We start from the raw sequence: 4,857 nt of genomic DNA on the forward strand, positions 1-4,857 counted from the left end.
CCCCTGCGCCAGCCGCACCCAGTACCAGCGCTGTGAAGATTGCAACGAGGCGACATGCCAAGTCCGACATCTGATGCTCGAGGTCCGGCAGGCGATCGCCGAGGTGCTCGATCAGCGCAGCCTCGCCGAAATGCGCGATATCTCTCTCGACGACCTGTCGGTCGCGAGGGACATCGGCGATCTGCCGGTCGCGGTGAAGGTCCAGGCCTGACACTGGCGTTGCGCAGAGCGAAGGCACGCCTATGACCGGGCGCGCCAACTCCATCATCATTGTCGGCGGCGGCGCCAGCGGCGTCGTGCTGGCCGCGCATCTCCTGAAGTCGCCCAATCCCGACCTGCGTGTCACGCTGATCGAAAGGCGCCCGCATTTCGGCCAGGGCATCGCCTATTCGACACTGCTGTCGGCGCATGTCTTGAATGTCAGCGCCGCCGGCATGAGCGCCTATGCCGACGATCCCGGCAATTTCTGGCGCTGGCTGCAGGAGCGCGGCCTGGCAACGGCCGAGCAGGCGCCCTTCTATGCGCCGCGCAGCATCTATGCCCGTTACCTCGGCGAGTTGCTCGACGAGCTGCAGGCGCGCGAAAAGCAGACCGGGCGGCTTCGGTTGATCCGCGAGGAAAGCCTCTCGATCACGCCCACCGCATCCGGTGTCGAAGTGGCGCTGGCCAACGGCACCAGCGTCGTTGCGCATCTCGCCGTGCTGGCCACCGGCCACGACGAGGAGCCGGCGCAAGGCCATGCCATCAGGATGGGATCGGAAGCCGATACAGCACTTCCGACCGACGCCGGCGTCATGGTGCTGGGCACCGGCCTGAGCATGGTCGATGCCTTCCTGGCGCTGGAACAGCGCGGCCATCGCGGCGACATCATAGCTGTGTCGCGGCGCGGCCTGTTGCCCTCGCCGCATCGCAAGGGCAATCCGATCAAGCTCGACGTCGCCGACATTCCGCTCGGCACCCAGCTCTCCTATTTCGTCGGCTGGTTCCGCGACCTGATCAAGGAAAACCAGAAGGCCGGCATCGACTGGCGCGACGTCGTCGACGGCCTGCGGCCGTTCAACCAGAAGATCTGGCAGAACTGGCCGGCTTCCGCCAAGCGCCGCTTCGTCGAGCACACCAAGGCCTGGTGGGACATCCACCGCCATCGCATGGCGCCCGAGGTCTACACCCGTGTCACCGAAGCCGTGCAATCCGGCCGCATTCGCCTGGTCGCCGGCCGCGTCGTCGACATCGCGCGCAACGGCGAATTCACCGTCCAGGTCCAGTCACGCCACACGCAGCGTCTCGAGACCTTCGAGGTCGCCCGCATCTACGATTGCTCTGGTATCGTGAGGGACATCTCGACCTCATCGAACAGCGTCGTGCGCTCGCTGGTCGACCGCGGTCTGGCACGGCCGGATCCGCTGCGCATCGGCCTCGATGTATCGGCCAAATGCGAGATCATCGCCGGCGACGGAACCATCTCGGCCAAGATCCTCGCCGTCGGCCCGCTGACGCGCGGCACCTTCTTCGAGATCGACGCCATTCCCGATATCCGCGTGCAGTGTGCGAGGCTGAGCAAGCAGCTGCTGGGATGAGAGCTCCGCGCAAACCCCAACGCCGTCGTCATCCTAGGGCGGAGCAGGAGCGAAGCGACGTCGCGGAGACCCTAGGATGACGAACGCGCGGAGGGTTCGCCGGACTTCGAAGCGACACTTGCCAACCCAAACCCGGAATTTCATTCCGCATCTGGCCGGTTGATTGGCACGATCTATCTTCTTTCCGACTGCAAAGGGCTGGAAAAGAGGATACGCTGCCGCCCTGCCCAGAGGCGGTCGCTTGGTCATGGAGCATCGATATGAGCGAGCACGAGATCGCCGCAGCCGACGAATTGTCCCGCCTGCGTCCGCCCTACAAATCCGTCCTCGACCTGATCGGCCAGACGCCGGTTGTCGAACTGACCAAATTCGACACCGGCAAATGCCGGCTGTTCATCAAGCTTGAAAGCCAGAACCCGGGCGGCTCGATCAAGGACCGTATCGCGCTGTCGATGATCGCCGCGGCTGAAAAGCAGGGCAAGCTTCGGCGCGGCGGCACCATCGTCGAGGCGACCGCCGGCAATACCGGCCTCGGCCTTGCCCAGGTCGGCATCCCCAAGGGCTACCGCATCGTGCTGGTCGTGCCAGACAAGATGTCGCGCGAAAAGATCCAGCATCTGCGCGCGCTCGGCGCCGAGGTGCGCATGACGCGCTCCGATGTCGGCAAGGGCCATGCCGAATATTACCAGGACATGGCCGAGAAGATCGCGGCGGAAACGCCCGGCGCCTTCTATGCCAACCAGTTCGCCAACCCGGCCAATCCGCTGGCGCATGAGACCACCACCGGTCCGGAGATCTTTTCGCAGCTCGACGGTGACGTCGATGCGGTGGTCGTCGGCGTCGGCTCCGGCGGTACGCTGACCGGGCTTGGCCGCTACTTCGCCAAAGTGTCGCCGAAGACCGAAATGGTGCTGGCCGATCCGGTCGGCTCGGTGCTGGCGCCGCTGATCAAGACCGGCAAGATGGAAGAGGCCGGCAGCTGGACCGTCGAAGGCATCGGCGAGGATTTCGTGCCGCCCAACGCCGATCTGTCGCTGGTCAAGAAGGCCTATTCGATCCCCGACAAGCAGAGCATGCTGGCGGTGCGCGACCTCTTGTCGAAGGAAGGTATCCTCGCCGGCTCATCCTCGGGCACGCTTTTGTCCGCCGCGCTGCGCTATTGCCGCGAGCAGACGGTGCCCAAACGCGTTGTCACCTTCGTCTGCGACAGCGGCAACAAATACCTGTCGAAAGTGTTCGACGATTTCTGGCTGGCCGAGCAGGGCCTTGCCGAGCACGAGCAGCATGGCGATCTGCGCGATCTGGTGATGCGCTCGCACCGCACCGGCGACACCGTCTATGTCGGCCCGGACGAAAGCCTGCTCAACGCCTATGGCCGCATGCGCCGTTCCGATGTCTCGCAGCTGCCGGTGCTCGACAATGGCAAGCTCGTCGGCATCGTCGACGAAAGCGACATCCTGGCCAAGGTCGACGGCCCCTATGACGGACGCTGGGAGCGCTTCAACGGCCCGGTCCGCACGGCCATGACCTCCAATCTGCACACGCTGCAGGCCAGCCAGACGCTGGATGCGCTGCTGCCGGTCTTCGACCGCAACGAGGTCGCCATCATCTTCGACGGCGACGAGTTCGTCGGGCTGATTACCCGCATCGACCTGATCAACCATCTGAGGCGCGCACGATGACCGCTGAAACACCACCACCGGGCAAGAACCGTCTGGCTTTCTCGACGCGCACCATCCATGGCGGCCAGAGCCACGACCCGCTGACCGGCGCGGTGATGGTGCCGATCTACGCCACCTCGACCTTTGCCCAGCAGTCGCCCGGCGTGCACAAGGGCTTTGAATATGCCCGCAGCCAGAACCCGACGCGCTTTGCCTTCGAGCGCGCCGTGGCCGACCTCGAAAGCGGCTCGGCCGCCTTTGCCTTCGCGTCCGGCCTGGCGGCGATCGCCACCGTGCTGGAGCTGCTCGATTCCGGCGCTCACATCGTCGCCACCGACGACATCTATGGCGGCTCGTTCCGGTTGATGGAGCGGGTGCGCAAACGCTCGGCCAATCTGCAGGTCTCGTTCGTCGACTTCACCGACCTCGCCGCCGTCGAGGCCGCGATCCGGCCCGAGACGAAAATGCTGTGGGTCGAGACGCCGACCAACCCGCTGCTGCGCATCGTCGACCTCGAAGGCGTCGCCGCACTCGCCAGGCGCAAGGGCATTTTGTCGGTCGCCGACAACACGTTCTGCAGCCCTTATATTCAACGCCCGCTGGAGCTCGGCATCGACATCGTGGTGCATTCGACCACCAAATATCTCAACGGCCATTCCGATATGGTCGGCGGCGTCGCCGTGGTCGGCGACAACAAGGATCTCTCCGCCCAGCTGAAATTCCTGCAGAACGCCATCGGTGCCATCTCGGGCCCGTTCGACAGCTTTCTGGCGCTGCGCGGGCTGAAGACGCTGGCGCTGCGCATGGAGCGTCATTCCGCCAACGGGCTGAAGATCGCGCAGTGGCTGGAAGCGCGCCGCGACGTGCGCCGCGTCATCTATCCCGGCCTCGCCAGCCACCCGCAGCACGCCGTCGCCGTCCAGCAGATGCACGCCTTCGGCGGCATGATCACAGCCGTGCTCGACCGCGACCTAGCCGGCACCAAAAAGTTCCTCGAACGCACGCAGCTGTTCACGCTGGCCGAAAGCCTCGGCGGCGTGGAGAGCCTGATCGAGCATCCGGCACTGATGACGCATGGCTCCATTCCGGCCGAGAAACGGGCCGAGATCGGTATATCGGATTCGCTGGTAAGATTGTCGGCGGGGATCGAGGATGGAGATGATCTGATCGCGGATTTGGAGCAGGCGCTGGGGGGATAGACCCTCAAATCGCCAAAATCGGCGCCGCCCCTCATTGCCCTGCCGGGCATTTCTCCCCGTATAGCGACGGGGAGAAAGACGCTAGCCGCGGCCGCCGGTGATTGGCGTAAGCGCCGATAACAGCGTCCCTCGCCCCGTTTACGGGGAGAGGATGCCGGCAGGCAGGTGAGGGGCGGCGCTGACGTTCCGGGTTCAAGCATCAGGCCAATTGACGCCGCACTCCATCTGCCCGAAGTCTAGCGCCCATGGCCACACACGCCCCACCCAAACCCACCGACACCCCTCTCACCTTCGCGGTGCTGGTCTTCCCCGGCTTTCCGATGATGGCGTTCAGCTCGGTCATTGAGCCGCTGCGTGCCGCCAATGTCCTGGCGAAAAGAGAATGCTATCGCTGGATCATCGTCGGCGGCACAAAAGGCC

3 protein-coding genes and 2 pseudogenes are annotated in these 4,857 nt (G+C 64.8%); all 5 read left to right on the plus strand.

Annotated elements, in window-relative coordinates; genetic code table 11:
* Positions 1–211, plus strand: a pseudogene (locus EN964_RS24490) (Rrf2 family transcriptional regulator); the annotation flags it as partial.
* Positions 212–242: 31 nt separating this feature from the next.
* Entirely contained in the window at positions 243–1,577 is a 1,335-nt protein-coding gene (locus EN964_RS24495) for an FAD/NAD(P)-binding protein (protein WP_127269715.1), read from the plus strand.
* A gap of 260 nt (positions 1,578–1,837) precedes the next feature.
* Positions 1,838–3,259 carry a pyridoxal-phosphate dependent enzyme gene (locus EN964_RS24500; protein WP_127269717.1) on the plus strand — a complete coding sequence of 474 codons (1,422 nt, stop codon included), beginning with the start codon at positions 1,838–1,840 and terminating at the stop codon, positions 3,257–3,259.
* Positions 3,256–4,437, plus strand: a complete 1,182-nt coding sequence (locus tag EN964_RS24505) for a PLP-dependent aspartate aminotransferase family protein (RefSeq protein ID WP_127269719.1) — start codon at positions 3,256–3,258, stop codon at positions 4,435–4,437. The genes EN964_RS24500 and EN964_RS24505 overlap by 4 nt, the downstream gene beginning before the upstream one ends.
* 245 nt (positions 4,438–4,682) lie before the next feature.
* Positions 4,683–4,857, plus strand: a pseudogene (locus EN964_RS38770) (GlxA family transcriptional regulator); the annotation flags it as partial.

Source organism: Mesorhizobium sp. M7A.F.Ca.CA.001.10.2.1, from assembly GCF_003998575.1.
Taxonomy (GTDB): Bacteria; Pseudomonadota; Alphaproteobacteria; order Rhizobiales; family Rhizobiaceae; genus Mesorhizobium.

Bases quoted from the DNA above. Each gene is read 5' to 3' on its own strand.
- EN964_RS24500 (WP_127269717.1), top strand. From the start codon at position 1,838: ATGAGCGAGCACGAGATCGCCGCAGCCGACGAATTGTCCCGCCTGCGT.
- EN964_RS24505 (WP_127269719.1), top strand. From the start codon at position 3,256: ATGACCGCTGAAACACCACCACCGGGCAAGAACCGTCTGGCTTTCTCG.
- EN964_RS24495 (WP_127269715.1), top strand. From the start codon at position 243: ATGACCGGGCGCGCCAACTCCATCATCATTGTCGGCGGCGGCGCCAGC.